This window comes from Nocardia paucivorans NBRC 100373, assembly GCF_000308675.1.
GTDB lineage: Bacteria > Actinomycetota > Actinomycetes > Mycobacteriales > Mycobacteriaceae > Nocardia > Nocardia paucivorans.
The window spans coordinates 1-23,474 of sequence record NZ_BAGE01000048.1; the positions used below are offsets into that span (position 1 = coordinate 1).

Below are 23,474 nucleotides of genomic sequence, written 5' to 3' on the forward strand. Positions count from 1 at the left end.
TTCGCTACCGACCCTGGTACGAGGCGCCGCACCCTCCACCCGAACATTCGGGTCGTAGGACACGGTCGGGGTGCCACCGGGGTGTCGGAAGATAGCGGTGGTGCGGTGGACACCCTCCGCGGGCACACCCCAGGTGTGTGCCTCTTCGACCTCGGTGACCTCGCGATCCAACGGGTTGGGCCGCCGCCAGTCCCGGACCTTTACCGTGCCGTCGGGGGCGACGAACATTTCGCGGATATGTCCGCCCACCACATCGGGACGCGAGTCGATGGAGACGTACTCGTCCACAACGGCCGCCGTGGCGCCGGGACCCATGGCGAGCAGTATCTCGGCGATCTCGTCGTGCGCGGTGCCGTCCGCATCCGACTCGAACTCGTGCGGATGCCAGTCCGCGCGCAGCAGTTCGGCGAGTTCGTCGCCGTCGCGTCCTTCCGGACCGACATCCGCCGGCTCGACCAGGTTCAGATGCGGCCACCGAGCCCGCTGCGCGCGGATCAGGTAGGTGGTGCAGTTGGCGGCCTCACCCTCGAGTTCGTGCTCCAGGAGCGGTAGTTCGTGGGTGTCCGGGGAACGGTACGCGACGATGCCTTCCGGGTCCGTGATACCGGAGATCTCCCATTCGAGGTCGATATCGAACGGTAGGAGAATCGCTGCGGCGCGGGCGGCTTCGGCGATATCGCTGCCTTCGGGCCGCGCGATCACCTCGAGCCCCGACATGTTCCGGCCGGTTTCCAGGCGGCGGTGGTGACGTTGGGTCACCATCAGGTCTTCGATATCCCCGACCAGGGCGAGGCCGGCCGTGGTCGCATCGGTGTCCGCGCCCAGGTATGTGATGGCGGTCTGCGTGCCGTGCGAGCCGAAAGCATTTCGGGCCCAGTTCATTCCGTCGGCCGGCGATTCCGATCCCAGCCGGCCCACCACCGCCACACTGATTCGGCGCGCCGTGTCCGGGTCGCCGAATGCGATGATCAGACGCGCCGGTCGCGGACCGTCGCCCGACCCCAGCGCCAGCACCTGAACCGGTGGATGTCCCGGAAGTGTCGCCGCGATCCGCTCCGCTTCCCGCAGGACCGAGACCCGGTCCCGCAACAGCGCCAACCTCTCCGCATCCGCCTCGGTGAGGACACCTGCCACCTCCTCGGCCTCCAGGGCCGTGAGTTGACGGGCCAGCACCATCCGGTTGGCGCGATCACGCCACCGAACCGGAACACCGGGCCGCTCGGCGATTCGCTCGGGCACGCCCTCGACCAGGGTCCACCGCTCGTCTCGGCTCAGCCGAGCGAACTGTGCCGCGAAGACGTCCGGTGCGCTCGCGTCGTCGGCGCCGAATGTGTTGATCCACAGGTCCCATGCGGTGTGCTGCACCTCTGGGTCGGGCAGCGGGAGCAGCACCTGCGCCCGGACCGCCGCGGTGCCGGGTTCGATATCCACCCCGGCGGACACGCTCGGTCCGCTCAGGTTCCCGATACCCAGCTCACGAAGCACCGATCCGAGAACGTCGTCGTCCAACAATGGCGACCGCATACCGCCGGACCGGTCGATCTCGATGTGGTCCCGGTGCAATGCCATCCGCTCGTCGGCCGTCGCGTCGTGAACCAGCTGCTCGCCGGCGCCCTCGACGACCAGCCGCACCGCCACATCCGGATGATCTTGGGCCAGCCGGTCCAGGTCCTGGGCCAGCCGTCCCGCGTCGGTGCCGTACCAGACGGCCACCGCCCAGCGGGTCTGTCCGGCGAGGTAATTCACCGCGTCGCTCAGGCCGACCCGCAGTGCATCGGGGGTCGGATCGGTCGCGGAGACGAATACCGTGATGTGATCGCGGGTTTCCAGATTGCCCAGCAATACGAACACACGAGCATCGGTGCCCGATGTCACCGGCAGCGCCAAGGGGCGAACACCCCACCTGCCGTCGAACGGCCCGGCATCGATCGGGCTCCCCAGCAGCCGCTCGGCTCGGGACAGGCACGCGATCAGTGATTCCAGCCGAACCGCCTGCGACCGGTTCCACATCGAGCCCGCGACGAGTTGTATCCATGCGGCCGCGCGATCGGCTTCCGCGACACCATCCAGGTCGGCGATCAACTCGGCGGCCCCGGCGAGAAGAATTCGCCGCTGCTCGGCATCCAGCCCGGACCACAGCCATCGCACATCCAGGGAGGTCGATTCGGGCTGCTCGAAACTGCGACGCAAATTGTCGGCCAGCGCTTGTTCGCGCGCGGGGAGCGGCGGATAACGCAACAGGTCGAATGTCGACGACTGCGCCGTCGACACCGGATCGATGCGGGCGGTCGAGCCGGGTAGTGCCTCGTGCACCATACTCGCGGCGGCCGCGCCATCACCGCGGCCCACGATCTCGATCCGAGGTGGGCGCCGGGATTCGGCGCACAGTCGGATCACCCGTGACAACTCGCCGACCAGCGCGTCCGCGTCCGCGGCGGCGAGATCGACGGTGAACGGTGCGCGGCCGGTGGCCTCGAGGTCGTCGTCGAGCCGGAACACCGCGATCAGCGCCGCCGAGTCCCGCACTCGCTCGGCGCCGATGTACCGGACGAGCGAGGCGGCCTGTCCCAGGAGCGAACCGGCGCCGGTCGCCGTCTCGGCCACGTACCCGATCACGATATCGGCGGTGGTCGGTTCACCGATCTCGATGACGAGCCGTCCCCGTTCGGTGTCCTCGGCGCGGCTGTAATCCAACAGCCGAACCGGTCCGATACCGTTTTCCGCCGCCTGGGAATCGACCACCGCGAGGGCGTCGGCCATCGCATCGAGTTCACTCGCGCGCGGCGAATAGTATTCGTCGCGCAACGCTTCCAATTCCGCGTTCAAGGCCGCGCGGTTCGCCACGTCCCGCTCGGCGGAATCGCCGGGTGGACCTCGGTCGTCGCGGGGCAGACCCGCGAGTCCCACCGCCGGGAGATCATCGTCCGCCGCGATGCGATCCTTGGCCACATACGGGATCACGGCATTGCCGTACTCGTCGACGACGATGCCGTGCACCCGGAGGATGCCCAGTTCGTTGCGTTCCCGTAGCCAGGCCCGCACTTCGTCCCCGCGGAAGACCCGTTCGCGCCCATCGGCCCACTCGTACACCACCAACCGGCCGTCGTCGTCGATCTCCACTTCGAACATGTGCCCACCGACACGGCGACCATGGCGGTAGGTGATGGCACCCGCGATGGCACCGCCGTGCCTGTTCACGTGGGCGACGAGATCATCGAGGCTCGAGAAATACCGCCAGTCGGCGTCGGCTCGCGCGGCGACCTGTTCTTCGGTTACCCCTTCCGGACCGGGTTCGGTGACAGCGGAAGGCATTTCGGGCATGTCGGTCAGGCCACCGCGGCGTACGCGGAACCGCAGGAACCGATCGAGCGCTATCGGAACACAGTTCGATGGGCCCGTGTGCAAGGGGCGGTCCGGCACGGCCGCGGTCGGATCGACCGGCTCGAACCGACCGGCTATATCGGACAGAATGGCCCGGATCTCGTTGTCGGCGTCCGCGCTGCGCAATCGGACCAGTGTGTCCAGACGGTGGGCCTGCTCCAGCAGACGCCGGTGGCGATACTGCGTCCGCAGGTATGCCTCGATCAGACCGGTGCGGTCACGCTGCTCCTGGTATTGCCGAATCAATGGCGTGATCCGCTGGGGATCACCGCTGATCTGCAAACTCTTACGTCGCCCTGCCAGATATATGTCGTTCAGGTTCGCGCCCGCGACGCCGAGTCGCTCCGCCAGCTGCCGGTGCAGGGCCGCCCGGCGCGCCCGCGCCTCCCGCAGGGTGGTGGGGCCGAAGGTGGCCGGGTCCAAACCGTGGTCGAGACAGTCGAGTCGGACGAGTCCGAGTTCGGTCTCGGCCCGATCCAACTGACTCACCAGGGTGTCGAGGCCCTCGAGTCGCACCCATCGCCGGCCCTCCCGGATTTCGGCCTCGGCGATGACGAGTTCCGGAACTGCCGCGATGAATTCGGTGATCCGAGTGATCTGGTCGGTCGATATCGCTCGACCCAGCAGCACGGTGACCATATCGACCAACCGGTTCGCGGATAGCTCGTCCGGATGCGTTGGCAAACCGAGCGTCTCGACGAAGTCGGTTCGGTCGGCCGAGGACATGGGGCCGGTTATCTCGGCCACCAGTTCCCGCATGCCCTCGAGGACCCGCATTCCGATCACCACCCGCCGGGCCTGCGCGGCGACCAGCTCTCGGGTCGCTTCGGTTTCGGATATCGGTCGCGGGCCGGTGACGCGATCGGCCAGGTACTCGCCGAGCCGGCGCACCTGCGCGTCGGCCGCCACCAGCCTCGAGGCCTCGGCGAACAAATCGAACAGGGGGACCGCCCGATCCGAATCGGTGGCCTCCGTCGCCAGCCGACGAACCGTCTCGAGTATCCGCTCGGGCGCGAGATCGATCTCGGCCACGGGGACAGGGTCGGCATCGGAGCGCAGCCGAGCGACCAGCTCGGCTATGCGCCGCCTCATCTGTTCGCGGGTCGAGCGCGCGAGACGGAGGGCGACGCCCAGCTCCCATTCCGATCTGCTCGGCGCCGAATCGATCTCCGCTGCCATACCGGGTTCGGTGGGTACGACGGTGACGGCCGCCGAAACATTCGGGTGATTGCCGAGATGGGTTCGCGGCCGATGCGGGTAGGCCGCGCGCTGTCGCCGGACAGCATTGTGCGCGATGACGACGCGCGCTACCGTCGTCGCATCCGCGCGGGCCCGCTCCTCGGCGGGCACGATCGGTTGCCGTCCGTGCCCACGAACCAGCGCGACCAGGGCGGTATCGCCGTCGTCCACATCCGTGAACGCCGACCGGGCCAGATCCAATGCCGCCTTCGGGCTCGATACGTCGAAGACGGCCCAGTGCACCCGCGCGGTCGTATCCGGGTCGCTGAACGCCACGATCATTTCCCGGTTGTCACCGGACACGGCGTACGACAGGAGGAGCACCGCCGATCCCCGATGGTCCGTCAGCAGCCGGTGGATCTGTTCGAGACCGGCGGTCGATCCCGGCACCCGGTCGGCGGGTGACGCGGACAGCTCGGCGGACAGAAGCGCGCGATTCGCCGCATCCCGCAACCGCATGGGTAACCCGGGGGCCCGGGCCACCACGTCCGCATGCCGTTCCAGCACGATGTCGCGCACATAGGGGGGCCAGCTCCGCCATATCTCGTCGTTGGCGACGGCCCGACGGCGCAGCGCCTCCGGATCCGCGTCCGCGGCGGGCAGCAGATCCCGGATATCGCGCATACCGACCCACTCCAGCGCGATCCGCACCACCAGGTGCGGATCGTCGGGTAGGGGCGAGATGGCGCGGCGGTGCCGATCTTCCGCGTCCGCGCGGATTTCGGTGAATATCGGTTCGGGCGCCGGAATCGTGGTATCGTGCACGGCCAACAGGGCGATGATGTCGTCCACTGCCGCGGCCGGCGGCAGCCATATCTCCTCCGCGATATTCGTCCGGGTACCGCCGGTTCGGTCGTGCCACAACACCACCGAGAACGGCTCGCCCGTCGCTCGACGCGACACCACGGCCATCGTTCGGATCAGGTCCGCATCCACCATGTCGGGAACCGATCGGGTGGGTGGTCCCGGACGGGTGGTCACCAGCACATCGACGGTGACCGCGGTGCGCGGGTCACCGATGACGATCATCGGGTTCCCGGTGTCCCCGAGCAGTCCGGACCCCAGTAGCCACACGGGGGGATGACCGGGCACCTGGGTGACCCAATGCTCGGCGATGGTCAAACGGTCGGCCCAGGCGTCGAGTTCCGCGAGGCGGGCCGTGTTCTCCTCGGTCGGCGGCGCGGCCCGTAGCTCGGCGCGTTCCCGCGCCAGCCGTAGCCGATTCACTCGGTCCCGTATTGGGTCCGGAAGGTCCACCACAGCGAGCTCGTCGGTCATGGCGTACAGGACAACATCGCGGAACTTCGCGAAAATATCTCTGTTCCAATGTTTTTCGATGAGTTCCAGGCGAACTCGTCGTTCGGCGGCCGGTCGGGCCACGGGCGGGATATCGGTGAATCGACCACTCACCATGAGCGCGTCGAACGCGATGTCGACCTGATTCCACAGGTATTGCCATGCCCGCGCGCCGGCCAGGCGATGTATCCGGGTGAATTCGATATCGAGCGCCGGCAGCGGGGTACGCGGCGCACGATAGCCGGGCAGACGGTCGTCGGGGCCGACAGGTGGAGCGCCGATGCGTGTGTCCGCGAAGTCCGGACCCGCTATCGCCACCGACAGCCCACCGAGACCGAGTGGGTGAACAGGTGTCCCATCGGGATACAACGCCATGCCGAACAAGCCGTCCACAACGTCCCCGTACCGGGACGCCCACACGTGGAAGGGGATCTCCCGACCCTTTTCGACCACCACGACATCGCGACCGACGCGTTTCACACAGGCCACGGACATACCCAGGTCGAACGGACCGTCGAGACCGTTCCACACGACGGCGACGATCACCACTTCCCTGGTGGCCATGACATGGCGACGCAATTCGTCGAAGGTGCCGAAACCGCCCGGCTCCCAGTCGGCTCCGGTGATCCGCGGCGCATCGCGGGCGGCCACCCCGGCCGGACCGACCCCCTCGGTCCGTGGCGTGGGTGGGGTGCGCCCCACGGCGGCGTAGGCGGCTTCCGTGGCATCCCACAGGGAGGTATCGGGATCGCCGCGTCGCGCGGCGCTGTCCGGGCGCCGATAATCGACCGGGTCCGGGGGCGCCTCGTTCTCCACCGCGTCCCGCAAGCCGGTGAACAGCGCGGTGAGGACACGTTCCGTTCGAGTGCGGGCGGTATCGAGGACGGCGAAGGCATCCAATACCCGGTCCCACTGCGCGAATTCGGTGGCGTACACGGCCAGGTCGGGGTCTGTCAGCAATTCGGGCCGGGCCGCCATCAGCGCATGGACCTGTGCCGAGTTCGGTACGGGTACCGACAATCCGTTTTCGGCGGCCGTTGTCTCGCCGAGCGCCGCCACCAGGGCCGCGCCGACCCGATCCCGTTCGACGTGCGCCCGGTCGGCATTCTCCACCACCGCCGTCAACCAGGAATATTCCATGGCGAGCGGGGATGCCTCGATCGCTTCGGACGCCCGCTTCACTTCTTCTTCCAGCCGGATGTACTCCCCGGCCGGCGTGTCCAGATACCGGACCGACCGTTGCAGCCCGCGCTGACGCTCGAGCACCTGCTCGCGTCTTTCGGCGAGCTCGATCAACTCGATCAGGGTGAGACGAACCCGCGAAACCGCATCGGCGATACCAGCGCGCCCCCGCAACCGGTCGGCGACGTGCTGGAGTTCCCGTAACCGGGTGAGTTCGGTCGGCTGCACCGTGAACCGGAAGCCGACCTCGTCCAGGCTTTCTCGATCGCGTTCCCGAATCCGAGCGAAATGGTCGTCTATGACATCCAGCTGCGCTTGGACGCGCATCAGTTCCGCGCGCAGTCGATCGATCTCGCCCAGCCGTTCGGTCGACAGGGTATCGGCCGCCGCGAGGACGATCCTCTCGTCGAGGTCTCGACACGCTCGGGCCGACCGCGCAGTTTCGGACAGGTCGTGTTGCCGGCGCAGCGAGTCGGCCAGCCGGGACACCCACTCCGAAGACAAGGTCTCGACGGGCACGCCGGCCAACAGCGCCAATTTCTCGGCCTCACGATCCCGTTCCGCGTACAGGGCCGCCAGGTCTTCCCTGTTCTCCGAACGCCGGTGGAACAGCGCGTCCTGCCGGGCACGAACCCGTCTGCGCGCATCGTCATCCATGAGCCCGGTCAACCAGGGACCCAACTCCACGCCGGTTCCGTCGAAATCGGTGCGGACTCCCACTGATCGCGCCCACCGCAGCGTGTCGTCCAGAACACGGTCGAACTCGACAACGGCCGCGCGCAGCTCTTGGCGGCTCTGTTCCAGCAGCTCCTCGTCGTCGGGCTGCGCCGCCACCTGCCGCTCGTAGTGATCGATCGTTTGGGCCAGCTCGCGCAGCACCTCCAGTTCGTCCTGTAGGCGCGCATGGTTTTCGACCGAATGATCATCCGGCCCGCCGACCGGCCACCCCATCCCCCGCTCCACCTCGAGCCGGTAGTAGACCATCTCCAACCGATCGATCCGCACGGCCCGCGTGACGTCCGCCGCGGCCGAATCGCTCCGCTCCGTCGCGAGATCATCCGATTCCTCCGAGAGGTCCGTCTCGCTCCCCGGGAACCGGATTCCGACCCGGGCGGCATGCCGCATCCGAACCATGTCCGCGCCGAGCGGTCCGTCGGGCGTGGATTCCCCCGGGCCGGCACCCAACCATCGGGCGGCCGATGCGACAACCGTCCGCCCGACATTCCCGATCCGGCCCCACAGATCCGACCGACGCCGTTTCCTCGCTCCCCCCGAGTCTCCCGGCCGCCGAGCGGCGCCCTGCGATGTGAGGTCGCGACCGGACGCGATCCCGGACAATCTGTCCGCCGCCGATTCCCAGATCACGCGTGCGTCCGCCCGATAGACCACTTCCGCGGTGGGTCCGTCCAGCCGGGGTTCCCGGAATCGGCGGCCTGCCACGGTGGTGACGACCCGATGCACCATCTCTTCGCCGATCACCGTGGTCGCCCGCGCACCGGCCGCCGACTCGCCATAGCGCGCCACCAACACCGTGGCCGTGCGGCGTTCGGGTGTGTTCTCGTTTCGGGCCAGGTGGGCTGCTTCGCGCACCCGATCGGCCAGCTCGCCCGCATTCGTGGCGTGCTCCGGCAGATACCAGATCAGGTGTTGCGCATAGGCGCGTCGATCTCCGAATTCGATCACCAACAGCCCGGTGCCCGCGGCACCCGGATAGGACAGCAACCGGGCCGGCACACCCATCCGTTGCGCCGCCCGGTCGGCCTGTTCCAGCGCGTGCCGGATATCACCGAGCTCCCGTAACCGGGCCGCACCGGCTTCGTCCAGTTCGCCCGCCCGCGAGCGTTCCCGCAGCAGATCGAATTCCCGACCGAGACGTTCCCTGTTGTGGGTGTCGCGCCATGCTCCCGGTACGGCTTCGAGCTCGCCGAAGATCTCCGGGTACTCGGTGCGGAACGCCTCTCGCTCGGCCCGGCCGGCGTCGTCGAGGCTCGTCCGATCCCAGAACGCGGCGGCGCGCCGCGCCTGCTGCTGGGTGGCGGCCACATCGACCGGAGCCCCGACAGGATGGACGAGTTCACCCACATCCAACAGACCCGCCCGCGCCAAGGCGGCGCGCACCCGGTCCCGACGCAGCGCCGAACCCGGCCGGGGTTCGGGGTGATCGCCCGTCACCGGAACACCGGGGTAGTCGATATCGGGCGCGCCGAGCGGCGTCGCACCGGGTTCGAGCGGGTCGATCGGGCGGCGCTGCTCGTCGAAGACGATGCCGAACAACTTCCCCGAAGGCGGCTTCCAGCGCGCGAAAGGCAGGTCGACAACCACATCGCCCTTGCGTTCGTGCACCCACACCCGGCCGTCGGGACCGCGATACAGGACGAATGCGTGGGCGCCGACCACGCCGTAACCCACCGTGCCCAAAACGATTTCGCCCCGCGCCGCCCGCTTCCGCATCTGCTCGATATCGGCGAAACCACCGAGGTGCCAGTTTCCCCGCGCACGCACGGCTATCTCCAACGGTTGCATACCGCGCAGTTGGACCGCCCGGTCGAACAGGGAGGGCGGGTCCACATCCGCACCGAGCACACGGAGGAACCACAGGGCGTCCGCCGCGCAGATCTTCGGGATATCACCCCGAAGGTGTTCCACCTCCTCGGCCGCCGGCAGCTCCGGTAGCAGCACGCCGTCGCCGACGACCGGCATCGGGGCGTCGGCCGAGGCTCGCGGATGCGCCGGGCCGACAGGTTCGCGAGTGGGAGAGCCGGGCCGGGGGCCGTGGTCGGCGGCGGCCCCGGTTGCCCGCGCCATCTCGGACAGCCCTTCGTCCAGCAGTCGATCCACTCGCCGGAGCAGGGCGGTCCGCTCGGCAATGGCGTCGGCGGTGTCGACCAGTTCGGCCAAACGCAGGAACCGCTGCGCCGCCCGGGCCGCGTCCCGGCCAGGTGGCGGCTTCAGCGCCGCCACCTGCGCGGCGGTCAGTTCCGCCGGCGCGGCCACGCGTTGCGTGGGCGGCAACAGCGCCAGCAAGCGCCGGGCCTGCTCCGTACGCAACCGCCGGGCCCGGTCGGCCCGCTGGGCGGCGAGGCCCAATTCGTCGCGGCTCACGCCGGTCAGGTCGAGCAGCTCCTCGAACCGGACAATATGCTCCACCAGGTCGGCGTCGGTTTCGCGGCGCAGCCCCGCCAACTCGTCCAGGCGCCGGGCCCGACCGTCGAGCCGGTCGAACAGGTCCTGTGCGCGGTCGTGGTCGGCGACCGCCTCGATCAATGCTCCCAGCAGCGCGCTCCGGGTGGGGTCGCCGGAATACTCGCCCGCGGTGTCGAGACGCAATGCGCGCAACCGGTCGAGCAGACCCGGCCCCCAACCCAGGTGGTCGGCGGTCTCGGGGTATCGCCGGACGAACTCGCGCCGCTGGTCGAGGAAACGCCGCTTGGCGGTCACCCGCAGCCGATGCGCGTCACGCAATGCCCGCGCCGCCGCATCGATCCGGTGCAGTTGTTTCCCGATCTCGGCCTGCGTCCCGGTATCGGGCCCGTCCCACAGTCGCGCCAACGCCGCCATATTGTCACCGCGCAGGAGTAGGAGGTTGTGGCCGAGTTCCGGACGTGGAGCGGGTGGGCGGGCCCGCGCCGCGGTGTCGAGTTCGGCCAAACCGGCATCCAGCAGGCCGCTCAGCAGGTGGGTGGTGATGTCCTGGGCATCGACCTCGGCCACCAGTTCCCGTAGGTGGCGAGCGCCTTCGAACTGCCGGATCAATGCGGCGCGATACCGGTCGTGGTCGAGGGCCGGTTCACCGTCGTCCGGCGGCGTATCGGTTCGCGTCGAGGTCGACCGCGCATCGGCCGGTGTGGCCGAACCATCGCTTATCGGGGCGGCCGGGTCTTCGTCCCGATAGAAGCCGAGCAGCAGACGGCTCGATTCGTATATGAGGGCCAGCCGTGCCAGGGACTCACTCGTCTGTCGCCGGCGCCGCGGCCGCAGGCCGTAAGCGGTCATATCGGCGTGCTTACCGGCTCCTTCCGACCGCAGCCGTTGACCCGCCTCGGCCAGTTTCGGCAACAATTGTTGCGCCAGATCGTCCAGACGCAGTGCGGTCGTGACGAACCGCCGAAATTCCTCGTCGGTGTCCAGTGCGCCATCGGCGCGGGCTCGGGTGTCCCGCAGCGCCTGCTCCAGACTGCTCAGACGAGCGATCCGGCTTTCGACGCGGGCCAGTTCCGTGAGCAACCGGTGGATTTCCTGTAGCTTCAGGAATTCCTTCTCGTCGTCGGTTCTCTTGATGGGAGCGGTCAGGTCGGATATCGCCTGGGTGATCAGCAGCTCATCGGACAACGTCGCCACGGAAACACCCAGTCTCCGCGCCATCTGTGCTCGGAGGGACCGGAGTTGCTCTCGCCAGGTGGCTCGCAACTCCGATTCGGGGTCCAATGCCTCGGTCAGTCGGTTCGCGCCGACCTCTCGTCCGAGCCGATGCAGTAGATCGATACGCACCCCGAGTGCGCCGAGAGCCAGACGAACCAGACCGACGCCCAGGTCCGGATCATCCGCCCGCCGGAAGTCGGCATCGTAGTTCTGCCACTTGATCTGCGGATTCATCCCCTTTTTCTCGATGTGATCACGCACCCACGGTTCGAGCAGACCACCGAGTTGTTCGGCCAACACGCCGATATCGGATCCCCGCCAGATCACCGTGACGACTTCGCCGGGCTTCTGCGCCCTGGCGGCGCGCAGGACGTTCTGGTGCGCGTTCACCGCGTGACGGCCGAGTTCGTCCAGGGGCACGGGGTTGCGGCTGCCCACCGCCGTGAGCACGGTAACCCGGGTCGCCCTGTCGAAATCGCCGAGCACGATGAGTTCCCCACCCGAATACGCCGCCATATCCAGCGACAACACCAGTACCGCGGGCGAGCCGGGCAGGAACCGCGCCGCGCGGTCCAGTCGGAGCACGGCGCGCTGCGTATCGGTCAGGTACTTCCACCGATCGGCGAAACGTTGTGCGGGGCCACGTAACTCTTCGTAGAAGAGTCGCATCGTGGCTTCGTGCCGCAACAGCAGCGGTATACCCGCGAGATTGCCCAACTGTTCCGGCGCCACCCGGACGGCATCGCCGAGCAGGCTCGACATCGCCCGCACGGTTCGTGCGACCCGCCACGCCGCCGGTTCCGGTCCGTCCGCCAGGGTGCGCAACGCGAGCAGCACCGCCTCGGCGTTGCGCCGGGTCTCCGCGGTGGGTTCCGCGTAGGTCCGAACCGCGGGCACCTCCACGGTTCGCGATGTTCTCGGCTCCCCGTCGAATTCGGCGCGCATACCGGGCATCCGGCTCGCCGCATCGATCACATCGGCGCCGTCGAAGGCTCCCGAGAGCACGACGACGGACCGCGCACCGGCATTCCGGATCTCCTGGGCGGCATTCGCCGCGGCCACCTGTGCCACGAGCCCGGCGACATCGGTGTCGTGGCGAGCGTCGAGAATGTCGTACCACGAAACCTGCTGCGAGTTCCGGCCCCGGAAGTCGTAGTCGATCAGCACCACCACGGCCCTGGTGCCGGCCGAATCCTCGCCCTGCGGGGCAACCGTCCCCTCGATGGCCTCGTCGACCGCGGCGCCGACGGCCGCTTTCAACATCTCCTGATCGACCACCGCCCCCGGATGGAACCAGATCACCGTCTCCGCAGCGGCGGGGTCGCCGATGACCAGTCGTAACTGCACCCGACCGCCATCCGTCTCCCCGCTGCCGTCGGGCGCGTTGTCCGGCAGGTACTCGACCGACAACAGGCCCACCGACAGTTCCCGTCCGTCGATCAGTTGTTCGGCGTGGGTTGTGGCCAGGTCGATGAGCACTTCGTCGGCGTGGATCAACCGCTCGAGCCGCAAGCGTTGCGCATTGTCGCGGGTATGCGACAACACGGCGCGCAAGTGGGATATCTCCTCCCACAAGGCCGCCCGCACCCGCGAAGCCACCTCCCGCGCCGGTAGCGCACCGATCACGGCCAACAGCTGCGGGTAATGGTTCAGCAGCTCCTCGTGCAGACCCGCTCGGACCGCGATATCCCACAGTTCGGCGGCCACCCGGCCACGCAACCGGGCCGTTTCGACGATTCGGTCGTGGTCGGTGGGAGCCGACAGCAGAGCCCACAGCTCACCGGTATCCCCCGACACCAGATCCCCCGAAATCAGGACTTCTCGTATCAGCGACACCAGCTCGGGCGGTACGGCGGTGCGCGCCGGGTCGGTGTCGTCGGGAAGCGGCCGGGACGGTTCGGCGGCGCCTTCGTCGTCGGGCCGCCGTTGTCCGAGCGCACCCTTGGGGCCTGGGCCGGCCGGCGGTTCCTCACCGGCCCGCAGCGGTGCCACCGGCGTGCCATCGATATCGAAAACGATGCCGAACCATTCGCCATGCGGCGGAGTCCACTCGTCGAACGGCTCGTCGTGCTCGATGTCGATACCGCGTTCGTGTACCCACACCGTATCGTCGGCGTCCTCGGCGAGTACCGCATTCCCGTCCTTGCCGAGCGCGGACTGCGGGTACAACGCGATCAGATGGCTTCCCCGCGTGCCGTGATCCGCCGCGGCGAGGACGATCCCACCCTGAGCGGCCAGCGCACGCATCTCCTCGAGCGACAGAACCTGCCACTTCGCGCGGGAGCGTGCCGCCACCTCCCGCGCACTCATGTCCTCGAGCCGAGAGGCGGAGTTGAACAGCGAAGGCGGGTCGATCGACAGACCGAGCACCCTCGCCGCGAACCACAGGACCTCGGTGGCGCACAGCGGCGGAACATCCTCGCCGCGCTGCCGCGCATTGACGACCGGGGGTGGTACCTGAGCCGTGCCATCGCCCACCGCGGGCAGCCGCTCGGTGGTCGAACGCGGACCCGGTACGGACCGCCGGGCCGGCACGATACCGATCGGTCCGGCTTCGGCGGGAGCGGCGCGCGACCACTCCTCGGCCTCGGCGAGCACGGCGGACAGATGCTCGTTCAGTCCCTGCTCGAGCGCTGCCACCTCGGCCGTATCCGGTTCGCCGCGCGCCGCCCGCTCCGTGGCCAGGCGCAGGGCCGCCGCCTCGTCATCGAGTTGCTCTGTCCGCTGCACCAGCCGGCGGGTCGTCTTGTCCCAGTGTTCTTTGGCCCGTGCCGCGGCGACGAGCTCGCGGACCGCGGAGGACAATCGGGAGCGGTTCGGTTCGGACGCCTCGTCGAGCTCGGCCAATCGCGCGAACTCCGCCATCTCCGCATACCACTGCGCGCCCAACCAGTCGGGGCCTTCTCCGACCAGGCGGACGATATCCGCGGGTGCTCGGCGGTGCAGTGCCCGACGCAGCTCGCGGAAGCGCGTGGTCGCCCGGGCCTGTTCGGTCCGCACCCGCTCCAGTACCCGCGACAGCTCGTCGATGCGGTGGATTCGGTCGGATGCGGACAGGAACCGCTCGAGTTGCTCGATGGCGATGTCGTAACCGCGCAACAGCCACAGCCGCTCGACAACGGTCTCGTCCGCCCCGGCGGCGCGAACCCGACGCAACAATTCCCGGAAATCACCGCGCAACTGTTCGGCGGTCGGCTCGCTCAGACCCAGCCGCCGCATTTCCTGCGCGATCCGCGCCGCCAACGGTTCGCGCGCACCGATCCATGCCGCCAATTCCGCGGGCCCCACCGTCGGGGTGGAGCCGTCGGCGGTCAGGGGAGCGATTTCGCCACCATCCGGACCGGGCAGGCTGATCAGGGCATTACGCAGCCGGGTCGCGGTAGCGGCATGGCGGGCGCGGATCAGTTCGGGGCCCAGCACGCCGCGTCGACGCCGCGGCGTGCGCCCGGGGTCGCCCACCGCGGCGGCCAGCTGGCCGTCGAAGAGCTCGTCGAGCATTCTGGCGGTCATCACGGTCTCGTCGAGCTGCCGGAACCGTTCGAGCCGATCGCGCAGCACCAGGAACTCCCGCGCCCGCCGCTGCCGTTCCCGCACGAACTCGGCGTCCATACCGTCGGGAATATGCGCCAGTTCGGCGTCCAGCTCGTTCCGCGTCAACCACGCCGGATCGACCTCGGTCTGCAACAGGGCGCCCAGGAATTGGCGCGCATTGTCGTATTCGCGGGCCAGGCGCTCGAATTCGGCGCGACTCGGACGCTCCTGCGGCAGGCTCTGTTCCCGCGTCGCGGTGTGCAACCGCTCCAGATCGGCGGCCAATCGGTCCAGGCGACGGATATAACCGGTCAACCGCTGGAGCCCTTCGGCATCGCCACCCGATTCGGCCCGCAGCCGAGCGGCGGACAGCAACTCCCGCAATTCCGCGAACCGCCGGGCGCGCAGCACCATCCGGTCGTATCGGTGCAGCAGCCGCGTGGTGTCTCGGCGGCGATGGAACTCCTGTTCCGCGGCGATCAATTCATCGGATTTGCCGCTCCGGTCGCGCAGATCCGCCAATTCCTGCTCGACCAGGATCGGGTCGGCCAATGCCTCGGCCCGCACCCCGCTCAGCTCGGCCAACCGGATACGCGCCTCGACCAGCGCCGCGTCCCATTCCCTGCGCGCCGCGGAACGCGGATCGCCCAATGCCGGATTCCACGTCTGCCCGTGCATCTCGACCCGTAGCCGCACCGAGGTCAGCAGGCCGGGGGCCGCCGATTCGGCTGCACCGAGGAGCCGGGTCAGTGCGGGTCCGATATCGATATCGGTGGGACCGGCCCGGTCGCGTCGCGCGCCCATGGCCGCGACCGGGAAGGCCGAACCGGGCTTGCCACGGGACCATCCATCCCGGCCGAGCGAAATCTCGGCGGTTCCGTCGGGTTCGACGACGATGCCGTGTAAACCCACCACACCGGACAACTCCCGACGCCACCGGTCGAACTCCACCGGCTCGCGCCCGGACTCCGCCACCATGACCCGGCCTCGGTCGCGGAAGATCCGTACCGCGTGCGCGCCGATGGTGTGACGCTGCTGAAAACCTTCGAAGGCCACCGCCGCCAGCAGCGAACCGCCTTCGGCGGGCACGGCGGCGAGCATCTCGTCGAAGTCGGCGAATCCGTTCGGCCGCCAGTCCGCACCCACCAGATGCGCGCCGAGGCCACCGTCCACCCCTCGGTCGAGCGGTCCCAACAGCCGGAGCAACTCCAGCCGTTGCCGCAGCTGCGTCAGTACCGGATCGGTGTCAGGATCGATACCGGGCTTGCTCGAGCGGGCGGCGATCGCCGCTTCCACCGTGGATCGCGCGGCCTCGATGAAGCAGGTGCCGACGAGACCATCCACCCGATGGGTGGGCCGCCACGCCACCACACCCTGATCCGGGCTCGCGATGGTGAGGCGATCCCGATACGCGGACAGGGCGTTGTCGGCCCTCGCGGTGTGCACCAGCTCGAAACCGGTTACGGCAACCGTGGTTTCATCATCCGACCGGCCGGAAGCCGTGGTGCCGTCATGGCCGATCAACACCACGTCCACTCCGGGTGAGCCGGCACCGGCACGGGTATCCAGCAGCGTGGCCGCATCCCGGGCCAGCGTCCGCGCATCCGCCCCGAACCACACCACGGACGCGGTCGGACGCGCCGAACCGGCGTCATAGGCCGCGGCGGCCGTGGCGCGCATCAGTTCCGCAGACGATGTGGTGGTCTGGCGCGGCACCGCGTGAAAGCGGATTTCGCGCGCCGTATCCAGGTCGCCGATGACCATCAGCGCGCCGTTGGAACCGAGTAGACGCACCGCCGGATGGCCGGGCACCTGTGCGGTCCATCGTTCGGCGGCAGCGGCCAGGTTCAGCCAGAAGTCCAGCGCGGCCCGTTCGTCCGGGTTCGGGTCGGTCCGCCTCCGGAGACGGTCGTCGACGCGCCGCAGCAGCAACCGGCGGGCCTCGTCCCGCACACCGAGCGGTAAACCCACGGTCTCGGCGACCCTCTCGGGCATCACTCGGATCAACGCCCGCTGTATCTCCCGGTCGGTCCACTGCCAGGCTTCCGCAATGGTTCGAGCCGACTCTCCCTGCCGAAGAACGGTCCGCTGGTGTTGCAGCGCGAGCCGGTGCTGCCGGGTCGAGTACCCCGGATCCTCGGGCGCCACCGGACGCGGCCGTGCCCGCACCGCGTCCACCCCGCCGCCGTGCGCGCTGATCCGCTCGTCCAGGGCGCGCAGCCGATCGTGGGCCCGCCGGTAGCGCTCAACTGTGTATCGCACCTGTTCGAGCAGCCGTTCCCGCTCCTGCGGCACGATATCCGGCCGCCCCGCGAGCGACCGGACCAGGGTATCCAGCGCGGCGTGGCGGTCCGCGCCCGTCAATGCCGCCGGATCCACCGGCGACGATTCGGTCAACCGCCGCAGCATCGCCGCCGCACTGCGCTGTTCGGCGAGCAGCATCCGATACACGATTCGCAATCCGGGCGGGACCTCGACGGATCCGTTCCGTCCCGTCCGCAACGGCACCTCGTTCGACGAGGCCATCGGAGCGCGCGTTCCGGGTTCGGGGGCTCGGGCCTCGGCGGTAGGTGCGCACAACACCGCGACACCGGTCATATTGTCGATCGACCTGCCCTCGTCCGAGCGGGCACGCAGGACCCCATCGACGAGCTCGGTCAATGCGGTGGACGGATCACCGACATGATCGGCGAAGGCCTGGGCGAGTCGGGGAGCCTGCCGCCGCGCATTACCGAGCCCGTCGGTGCGGACGAGCAGAATGTCGGTCTCCGACACCTCACCCTCGGTGAGGTACTGATGATGCCGGTAGTGCGGTTTCGGCGGACCGCCGCCATCCGGCCCGAAGCCCAATGCGCTCTGGATCGCTCCGCCGCCCGCCCCGGCCACCGCGTACGCCGCCGCCTCGTCCACCACATGGCCGACCCCCACGGCGCGGGCGTCGGAGGCCATCACCATTCCGGCCACGGAATGGTCGAATGTCACGGTTCTCGACCGGTCCGGTGCGGTGGGGTCGAGTACATCGACCCGACTGTCCCCGACCCATCCCGCCGCGTAGCGTCCGGGTTGTCCGTCGCGGCCCGGCTCCACCAACACCAATGCGATCGTGGTCTGCGGCGGCATCCGCACGTCCCGGGCGTTCGGGTTCTGCGCCAACAGATCCTGGGCCCGGGCGAGTATCGAAGCGTATTCCCGTTCGGCCAGCTCCATGACGGCCTGCTGCGCCGCATCGATCGCACGGCGCACCAATCCGACCCGATCGATCGGGGTCCCGGATACGTGCTCGCCCAGTTCCTTTCGCAGGCTCTCCCGGGCCGCGGCGGCGGCGACGGACGCGGCGCGCCCACCGTCGGCGGACCGCGACACCCCGTCGGCGACGATACCGAAACGGATCGGCGTCCCATCCACGACGACCACATCCGCGGCCATTACGTCCTGATTGCCGATCCGGTGTGGACCGCGCTCGCTCACTCCCACCACGGAGCCCAGATCCAGGGTCTCGCGGCCGAGCTCCTCCCAGGTCGACACGATCGGGTCGATCGCCGCCTGCGCTCGACGGATGACCTTCGACAACCGCGCGTCGTCGACCCGGTCGGCCACGGCGTCACGCACCGCACGCACCGCATCGCCCCATCCGGGCAGCACGGCGGCGTACCGGGCGGCCGCGGTGATCCACTCCGGCGAATGCCGTTGCCGATCACGGAGTTCGTCGAGCAGCACCGAGATCTGGGCGACCATATCGGCCAACTCGTGATAGTAGTGCGTCGCGGCGGTCAGCACCCTCGCTTGCGCGGTTTGCGACCCCGCCAGTCGGTCCAGTTCCTCCTGGAATGACCTGCGCACCAATCGATCCGAAGATATTTCAGGAAAATTCGCTGCCGCAGAACGCAATTCGGCCAAAGCGGTATCCCGTTGCTCGGTCAGGTCGGTCATGGCCCGGCGCAGCAGGACGGAAGCACCCGCCGCCAATCGCGCCGACTCCTCGGGCAGCGGATCCCGCGCCAGGAGCGCGCGCGGGTCGACCGTGGGGGCAGGAGGCACATGCCGCTGGGCGATCCGCATTCGCTCTTCCATCACGTGGTAGCGCCGCACCACCGCGTCCAGATCCCGCGGCACACCCGGATCACCCTGCAACAATTGCAATTCACGAACGTACTCGTCCGCCGACAGCAACCGTCGCAGCTGCGCCTGCGGTAGATGTCCGGCGACCGCACGCACATCGTCGAGCGCGGACAGCCATACCGATACCGCGGTGGCGTGGGCCAATGCCGGTATCGCCCGCTCCGGGTCCACCTCCGACCGCGGTTGCGTCAGATCCGCGAACGAACCCAGCATCTGCTCGAGATCGTGATATCGGCGGACCGCCGCGCGCAACTCCTCCCGGGCCTCCAGAACGGAATGAAGCTCGTCCACGGGCACGCTGTCGTCGAGGGCGGGTCCGCCGAGGCGGTCGACCGCATCGGCATACCGGCTCGGATCGAGTAGGGCGGCCAGGTCCTGCGCCTCGACACCCGCCCGACGCGCGGCATCGGCCAATTCGTCCCGCGCCCGGGAATGCTCCGCCCGCAAGGCGTCCAGCCCGTGCTGTAGCCGGGTCCGGATGCGACGCCACTGTTCGCCGAGCCGAAGATCGTTCAACTCGGCCTCGGCCTCGTCGTCGTTGGCGCCCGCCCCGGCGGCCAGTGGATCGACGAAGGAGTCGTCCGCGCGAATCTTGATCACCCACGTCCGGTCGATATCGGCCCGTTCGGTCGGGTCGAAACGCCGAGGCCCGCCGCCCGACGCCGAATCCTCGACCACCGCTACCCCGTGGTCGAGGTACAGCAGGAACGAGTGACCGTTCACCCCGTGCTCGTCCGTCTCGTGCAACTGGTCGACCACGATGATGCTGCCGCCCTCGCCCAGCTCCTCCAGCTCCTCCAGCAACCGTGCCCGGTCGGGCACCTCACGCCACTGGGACCTGGGCAGCTGCCGGCGCCGGGCCGCGAGCGCCAGCAGCCGGTCACGTTCGGCGCGGGCGCGTTCCTGCAATTGTTCGGCCTGCCGTTCGGCGGCGCTGCGTTCTGCGCGCAGCCGCTCCGCGGAGGTGCTCGTCATCTGCCGAATACGCTGGTCGAGCACCTCCTCGGGCCGCTGCCCTCGCTGCTCGGCGATCCGATCCAGCTGCCGTTGCAGCACGGGGTCGATCGACTGCCCGTTCGCCAGCCGCTCCTGGGCCCGACGCAACCGCAGTTCGGCGCTGCTCACGCGCCTGGTCCGCAGTCCGGCCCGTGTCCTGGCCCGGCTGCGCACCTGGCCGCCCATCTCGGTCAGCCGCTCGTGCTCCCGGGTCGCCGCCGAGCGCAGCCGCCACGCCTCCTGCCGAGGGGTGGTTCCCCGCCCCGACCCCGCCTGGACCAGCCGCCCGCCCGCGGAGCTCTGGAAATCCTGCGCGGTCATCCCGCCCAGGCCCACATGCCCCACCTCCCGGATACCGGCATTGGGATGGCGAGCCGCGGCCGCGGCCAAGGTTTCCGGACCGCACTGGTTGGTCCGGTCGGTATCGGTCGAATCGTCGAGGTCCGCGCTGCCGTCCGGATCACCGACCGATTCGTCCGTATCCGGACCCGCGGGGGCACCGGCCGGGTCCCGTTGGTGGTGCGGCTCGACGGAATCGTCGGTCTCCGGTCGATCGGAGGCATCATCCTGGGATCTCGTATCCGCATCCGACGAGGTATCGACCTCCGACCGAGCATCGACATCCGGGGAGGAAACGGTTTCCTCGTCCCGAATAGCCGTGTCCCCATCCGGAACCGTCTGCCCGGTCGGCGACGACGCGTCCTCGGCATCGGTGTCGACACCGCCCGCGGCACCCTGTTCGGAGTCCTCGGACAGCGGGCCCACCGGCACGGTCTCGTCACCGTCCGACGCAACGGCGGCATCCGAGCGGGACGCGTCGGTCCGCGGTGCCGCGGTATCCGCATACCCCGCCGTGATACCGACATCGGCACCGATCCCCGCCGACACATCCGAGGCGGACGCGCCGGCCCGACCGGCGGACGCCCCGGTATCGGATCGCGCCCTCGTCGGTGTTGCCGTCGTTCCTGCCGGTGTCGCGGGCGACGCGCCAGAACCCGCCGCACCGGAACGCGACCCCGCGCCACCGCCCGCGACGGAGCTCGACGCGCCCACACCGGTGGCACCACGCGCGGCCCCCGCGCCCGCATCGGGCGCCGCAGCGGCAGTGGCCGGCACGGTCGATGTCGTCGTGCCCGTGGCAACCACTCCTCCGGTCGTATCGGAGACAGCGGAGGTCGGGGCCACAGCGGTGGCCGCACCACCATCGACAACACTTCCGTCCCCGGTATCACCGGAAACCACCGGCGCATGGTCGCCCACGAGGTCCGCGGCGGACCCGGCAATGCCGTCCGCGGTTCCACCCCCGGTGGAATCGGTGGCCGCCGACCCCGCTCCCGCGGGCATCCCCGCCCGCGCGATCTCCGACGAGGACAAGGTCGCGCGCCCGGCGTCGGCACCGTCGGCCGTGCCGGAGTCCGATACCGCGGACTGCGCCGGATCGGCTTCCCCGGACAACTGCCGAGCCCTGCCGATATCACCGCCGGTATTCCGACCTTCCTGCCCTGAAACAGGTTTCGATATTCTGCCGACACCCTCTCCCGCGTCGGAGTTCGAGTGAGCAGCGCTATCGCCCGCCACCGCATCGGATTTCACACCGGCGGCCGTACCCGGGGTCGTACCGACGGTCGAGTCGACTGTCGTACTCGCCGCGGATGCCCGCGGGCCGCCGGCCGGCGTACTCGAACCCGCCGCGGTCCCATCACCGACGGGACTCACATCGGGCATGGACCCCTGGCGACCGATCACCACTCGCCGATAGTCGTCGGTGGTCATCGGCGCGCCGGAGTAATCCGAACCGCCACGCCACCCGTAGATCATGCTGGGGCCGATACCGCCCAGCACGCCCCCGGTGATCATCCGCGGGTCCAGGGTCCATTCCCCGGTGAGCAGGCCGGTGGCGCCCCACGCCCCGAGGGCGCCCGCGGCACCCGCGACCGCGCCGGTAATGGCTCCGCGCGCCATCCCACCCCACCGGTCGGGCGCCCACGGCAGATGGCGGACGGCATGGTGCATACCGAAACCGGTGATCCCACCCGTGGCGCCCGCGATGGAGGAAATGGCCGCGTTCAGCGCGATAGCGCTGCCGTCGTAGCCATCCTGGTAGCCCTGCGCGATCGCCGCCGACTGAACACCGACTTCCTGCGTGGTGCCCTGGAAGAGCTCGACGAACGCCTCCTGAACGGCCTCGTACAGCCCGCGCGAGACGACCAGGGAGACCGCGGCGTTGGAGATGAACCTGCTCACGATCGCGGAGATCGCCGTCGTCAACCGCTCGGCGATCATCCGGAAGAAGGTGCGCGCGGCGCTGATGGCCGCCGCTTCCGCGAACTGTCCGCCCGGCCCCATCACCCAGGCCCACATCAGCTCCCCGGCCAGCCAGGCCAAACCGATGATGCCGTTGAGTTTCGCCTTGTAGATCTCCCCGCCGAAGCTGTGGATGCCCTCCGCGAGGTTTCCGAAGCCCTTCGCCAGATTTTCCGCGTCCTTGCGCAGATTCTTCAGGCCTTTGCCGATCGCATCGGCTCCCGCGCCCTCCGGATACGCCGACCGGAGCTCGTGTATCGCCTCGTCGATGGCCGCCAGTTCGGCCTCGACGATCCGATTCTGCAATTTGCGGAAACGCTCGGCCATGGATTCCGCGTAGTCTTCGTTGCCGACCGGAATCCGCGCGCCGGCCACCCACTCCACCCAGGCCAGCTCGGGGGGCGGGAACTCTATCGCCATATCAGATCACCGCCGTGGGGTGAACCTCGGGCGCGCGTCTTCCCCACCGGGCGAGGCCACGGTGCGGTGGGGTAACTCCCGGCTCGACACCACACCGGTGTATTCCGCGACCACGATGTCAGACAGCTCGACGCAGGCCCTCGCTCGACGCCTGCTCGGAATTCTCGAACGCCTGTACGGCCCCCTGGTCACCATCGATACCGAGGCTGTACTGGGCGAACGATTCGGAAATGACGTCGGCATTCGCGATGGTCGATGCGCACTGGGCGCGGAAACCTTTCTTACCCCCGGTGAATTCATGACCGAACTCGTCGTCCCCGCAGGCCCGGGTCATATCCCCGGCGATCCCCGAGGCCTCCTCGGAGATCTCCGCGAAGTTGTCACGTAGGCGGGTGAGCAGGTCGGCCACGGCCCGCAGGCCGTCGAAGTCTGCCTCCACTTTTCTCACCATGACGAATCCTCGGCTTTCCCTGATCGCGGGCCCGGCCCGCACACCCGTGCCTCGTGACGTTCGTGACAGCGCTGCTCGAGATACCACCTGCACGTGACCGGTTCGACCGACGAGGAGAAGCGCCCCGCTTTCTCCTGGCCTGATCGCTCACCGTCGACGTCCGCCTGGTTTCATCGTCAACTCCGCACTGTGCATA

2 protein-coding genes are annotated in these 23,474 nt (G+C 69.0%); both read right to left on the reverse strand.

All coding sequences use genetic code 11. The features are described from left to right. Positions 1–22,827, reverse strand: a 22,827-nt coding sequence (locus ON32_RS17305; RefSeq protein WP_040792008.1) for a WXG100-like domain-containing protein, incomplete at its 3' end; no start/stop codon positions are given. A gap of 118 nt (positions 22,828–22,945) precedes the next feature. Next, the gene (locus ON32_RS17310) at positions 22,946–23,278 is read right to left on the reverse strand and encodes a hypothetical protein (protein ID WP_157224222.1); all 333 of its coding nucleotides are present in this window, start codon (positions 23,276–23,278) and stop codon (positions 22,946–22,948) included. Positions 23,279–23,474: the final 196 nt, after the last annotated feature.

What these genes read in the sequence shown, in the direction of transcription:
- ON32_RS17310 (WP_157224222.1), bottom strand. Translation starts at nt 23,278, where the DNA reads ATGGTGAGAAAAGTGGAGGCAGACTTCGACGGCCTGCGGGCCGTGGCC.